The organism is bacterium (genome assembly GCA_029210545.1).
Taxonomy (GTDB): domain Bacteria; phylum BMS3Abin14; class BMS3Abin14; order BMS3Abin14; family BMS3Abin14; genus JARGFV01.
Genome location: JARGFV010000159.1, coordinates 1 through 4,758, shown reverse-complemented (window position 1 = coordinate 4,758; position 4,758 = coordinate 1). Strand labels below are relative to the sequence as shown.

The 4,758-nt window shown below is 52.0% G+C and carries 3 protein-coding genes and 2 rRNA genes; 1 reads left to right on the top strand and 4 read right to left on the bottom strand.

Going from position 1 to position 4,758, the window contains the following annotated elements; all coding sequences use genetic code 11:
• The first annotated feature begins 430 nt into the window (after positions 1-430).
• A complete protein-coding gene (locus P1S46_11630; protein ID MDF1537123.1) occupies positions 431-2,125 on the top strand; it encodes a HAMP domain-containing methyl-accepting chemotaxis protein in 1,695 nt (564 codons plus the stop codon).
• Positions 2,126-2,224: 99 nt separating this feature from the next.
• On the opposite strand, the gene P1S46_11625 is transcribed toward P1S46_11630, so the two are convergent.
• From P1S46_11625 to P1S46_11610, 4 genes are all read right to left on the bottom strand, one after another.
• Positions 2,225-2,422 carry a hypothetical protein gene (locus tag P1S46_11625; protein MDF1537122.1) on the bottom strand — a complete coding sequence of 66 codons (198 nt, stop codon included), beginning with the start codon at positions 2,420-2,422 and terminating at the stop codon, positions 2,225-2,227.
• Between the two features lie 81 nt (positions 2,423-2,503).
• Positions 2,504-3,658, bottom strand: coding sequence for an AI-2E family transporter (locus P1S46_11620; GenBank protein ID MDF1537121.1), 1,155 nt, complete (start codon positions 3,656-3,658; stop codon positions 2,504-2,506).
• A 439-nt stretch (positions 3,659-4,097) separates the two neighbouring features.
• Positions 4,098-4,214: ribosomal RNA gene (rrf, locus tag P1S46_11615) — 5S ribosomal RNA — on the bottom strand.
• 218 nt (positions 4,215-4,432) lie between these two features.
• Positions 4,433-4,758, bottom strand: a 23S ribosomal RNA gene (locus P1S46_11610); the annotation flags it as partial.

Below are 4,758 nucleotides of genomic sequence, written 5' to 3'. Positions count from 1 at the left end.
GTGTTATTATTTTACTTTTTATAACAATGTTTGAAATTATACAATAAAAATATTTTGGCTTTTGATAATAAGTGCCTGAAATCCCTTGTACGACATCCGGGCCGAACGCTTGTCCGCCTCGATCTTGAAGGGAAGGACCGTTTTGGTTATCATATTCTCACTTTTTTGGTTATTTGCGGAAAGTTCCGTCGGTTTACGTAACTTACCCAGCCAACAAGGTTTTTTTACCCCAAGAATCGCCAAAAATACAATCAATCGCGATTCTGGGGTGAAAGATTTGCCTATAATGTTACATTATTGTAATATATTAAAGTTTTTTACATATCGTGCATCATCGAATTGCATTACGCTGCTAGGAGTCTGTGCCCTCCCTGTTAAAAAACAGGGAGGTTCTCCGACAGACTCCTAGACAGATGGCCAGGAGGGTTTTATGAAGTACAAGCGCCACTACTCTTTCGAAGCTCTACTGGCCATGATGGCTTTCGGTCTTGTCATCGGCATCATTTTTCCCATCGTGGTCAACCCCTTCGTCGATTGGATTCCAGGAAGGAATAAGTATTTCGTCATGCTTTGCCTTGTTGCCGGCCTCATCGTCGGCGCGACCAGTTATGCCATCACCTGGTCCTTACTGCTCCGAAGGGTCAAATCCATGGCTGTCTCCCTGAACGAAACGTGCATCAAAGAGGGTGATCTGACATTTCGTCTGCCGGAAGTGTCAGGCGACATCATCGGACTCGTCGCTCGCCGTTTTAACGAGAATATCGCACATCTTCAGCAGGTCGTTTTTGCCATCATTGCGAGCAGGAGGTCGATGGAAGCCACCCTTCAAAACCTCAACGAACGGTTATCCCAGATCGAGACCCTCGTGAACGGTTACGAAACCAAAGTCCTGGACGTCCAGTCCGGGGTCCACGAGATGATCGGATCAACAGATAATATAGTATCACAGGCCTCCTCACTTTCGGACGCTTCCCAGGAGACTTCTTCCTCCATTTTGGAGCAGCAGTCAAACATTGCCCATATCGAATCCCAGACCGACGAGGTGGCTGCCTATATTATTGAGATCACTTCCGCACTTGAAGAACTTGAAGCATCCATTCGACACGTCAGTGAAAATGCGTCAACCGTGTCTACTTCCTCGGAATCGACCATGGGCCTGGTGAACAACATGGCTGCTCTCGTTGACCAGATCCAGGACATCGTAAAAGAAACGGAAGAATATTCCAGCAAGATGGTCGAGAACGCCAGAAACGGCAAGGAAAAGGTTTCGAAAGTATCCGCCTTCATGGATGAGATAAACATCAAAAGTAAAGAGCTTGGGGCAATATTTGACAAGCTCAAGGAGCACTCAGAGTCCATAGGAAAGATCATTTCCACCATGGAGGACATTGGTGACCAGACCGGCCTGCTGGCCCTCAACGCATCCATCATTGCCGCTCAGGCAGGGGAAGAGGGAAGATCGTTCGCCGTTGTGGCCAGTGAGATCAGGGATCTATCAGATCGAACATCCGACTCCGCCAGGGATGTGGGCGGAATCCTGAAACAAGTACAGTCCGGCATCGGCACGGCTCACAGCGCGCTGGTCGAGAACCTCAACAGTCTTTCTAACGGTGTGTTGCTGTCGACCGACTCAGGCAAGGCACTCGACACCATACTCGGCATGGTCGACCAGACCAGGGTACGGGTATCATCCATCGGCAATTTGATGGGAGAGCAGGGCATTCATTTCAGGGAGATATCGGGCGCCATGCACGGCGTGTCGGAAATGACCCGTTCCGTTGCCAACGCTGTGAAAGAACAGAAATCTGGTATCGAACAGATCAGGTTGACCTCTACTCACATCAATGAACTTGCATGTTCGGTAAAGGGAGCCTTAAAAGAACAGAGAGAGGTGGCCCTGCAGATCTCCAATACGACATCTACCTTGGACAGCATGGCCCACAGTGTGGATGGCCTCTCCAAAACGCAGGCATCACAGATGGATAATATAAACAGGATCGTTGAGGGTATCAGGGGTCTTTTCGAGGAGGAGAAAATCATCATCGCCCGTGTTTCCGACGACCGGAGTGAAACAATGAAATCGCTTGCCGAACTTTCTGGAGAGATCGACAGGTTTGTTGTTTGAGAAAATGCCGAATCCAGGGCCGCTGAGAAATTGTTTTTCTTAGTTCTTGGCACATAGCTCCTGGTAATTGCTGTCAGCTGTCAGCCCTAAGCTGACAGCCTACCAGTTGTCGGTGTTGAATTCCTCGCTGCCCTCCCAGCACTCCTTGCCGCAGAAATAAACCGGATTGGATGACGCGCAGGAGCTGTCCATGGACATTTCGTAGGGCTTGCCCTCGATGACCTTCCCGCACTGGACGCAGTAAGTCAGAACGGTCCCGAAGGTTTCCATTTTCGAGCCTTTTGTTCCTGTGGTCATGGTTTTTCCTCCATCAATTGACGGGAGGAAAAACAGGTTCCGTGTTTTGGGTTTTGAGTTTTGGGTACCAGACCCCAGACCCTAGACACTTGACCCTGAATTTCCCTCCTCCGTGTCTCCGCGTCCCCGCGTCCCCGCGTCATCAGCCCCGGCCATATAGATCTCTTCATCAATTTTGCCGTCAGCGCTTTCCCCCCCCGGCTTCAGCATCAACACCGTTTTTTTCAGGATCCCGCCAGTCGGGATGGCGATGAGGAGCCCTGCAAATCCGCCCATCTGTCCACCCACGAGGACCGCGATGAGGGTTTCCAGGGGGCTTAAACCCACCCTATTGCCCACGAACCGCGGCGTCAGTACGTAACCCTCGATCAGTTGGGAAACGCCGAAGGTCGCGGCCACGCCGAAGGCAAGCCCCCATCCGCTGAAATCCACCAGGACGACCACCGCCGACGCCAGCAGCCCGATGAGGAAACCCACGTAAGGGATGACGCTCAGGATACCCGCTGTAACCCCGATGACGACTCCGAACCTGAGACCGGTCATCAGCAGCCCCGCCGAATACAAGACAGCAAGCGCAAGAGCCACCAGGATCTGGCCCCGGATAAAACCGCTCAGAACACCGTCTGCCATCCCCAGGTACCCCCGGACCTTGCTTTCGACTGTATCAGGCACAAAGCGGTAAAAATTCTCCCGGATGAGGTCGATATCCCTGAGCATGTAAAAGAAGAACACCGGCACAATGACGAGGTTCACGAAAGCAAGGACGAAACCCAGTATCCCGGAGGTGGCCTTGAAAAGGCCCGACGCCAGGGGACGTATATAATCCATGCCGCCGGACAGGAGGTTTGTTTTAACCTGCTCGATGAGCTCTGGAACGCCATGTGAGGCCGCCGGGAGGACGAAACCCCATCCGGCAAGCTTGTCGATGGCCTTTTGAGCCAGTACCGGCGCCTCGTTGACCAGCGCGACACCCTGTCCCCAGAGGTATGGAATGATGAGGGAAAAAAGAAGGATGATGATAAGTAAAACCAGGATCAGGATCAATATGATGGAGGCGCTTCTCGGTACTTTCCTGTCCTTGAGGTAGTCCACGAGAGGGTCGAGCAGGTAGGCGAGACCAAAGGAAAAAGCAAGGACCTTGAAAGCGCCGGGGGCGAGCCAGATAATGACGCAAAGGGAGGCGAACGTTCCTGTCAGGAATAGATAGAATTTTCTTTCCTCGTCAAGTTGGATCATGGTTCCGACATGCCTCCCTTTGCGAGTGCACAGTGCAGGGTGCAGAGTGCAGAGAGTCAGGTGTGAAAGTAGCAGAGTGAAGGGAGCGGTGGCAAGGGGGGAAAGGGCAGTCCAATGTCCAAAGCCCAAAGTCCAGAGGAAATGCAGGGTTTAGGGTCTGGGGCCTGTCCTGAGCAAGCGTAGCGCGGCGAAGGGTCCGGGGTGAGAACGAGTTTCAGACTTAGTCGCAGACACAGGCTTTCGCTCTGTGGTGATTGCTTTTCAGGGCTTTTACGGCATCCGCCCGAGTTTTCCCCTATTTATCGCCTTTCTCTGTGTCCTTCCACCTTCGCTTAAAGATTCGGTGGACAGGCGCAATAACATCTTTGGGCTTTGGACATTGGACTTTGGACATGAGAAAGCCCCGAACAGGCTGACCTGTTCGGGGCTTTCGAATAAATTCCGGCAACGACCTACTCTCCCACATAGTCGCCCATGCAGTACCATCAGCGCTGAGGGGCTTAACTTCCGAGTTCGGAATGGGGTCGGGTGTATCCCCCTCGCTATAATCGCCGGAAACTCAATTACTATTGTTGATAGATTCGCAAAAAGTCCAATCCGGGACTATTTGCTCAACGGATACCAAAAAGCGCGGTTTTTGGTATCCTCACGGATCAGTGACACGTTTTTGGTCACTGATCCGGGCGCCTTTCCCAGACGCGGTATCTTTGAAAGATGAAGATAAGGCAGTCACCATTTGTCAGGATGACAAAACCTGCCAAAGGTAAGTAGAAAATGGTCAAGCCTCACGACCGATTAGTACCGGTAAGCTGAATGCGTCGCCGCACTTACACACCCGGCCTATCAACCTCGTAGTCTACGAGGGGTCTTAAGTCCGCCCGAAAGCGGAAGGGACATCTCGTCTTAGGGGGGGCTTCCCGCTTAGATGCTTTCAGCGGTTATCCTTTCCGAATGTAGCTACCCAGCAATGCCTCTGGCGAGACAACTGGATCACCAGGGATTCGTCCACTCCGGTCCTCTCGTACTAGGAGCAGCTCCCTTCAAATGTCCTACGCCCACAGCAGATAGGGACCGAACTGTCTCACGACGTTCTAAACCCA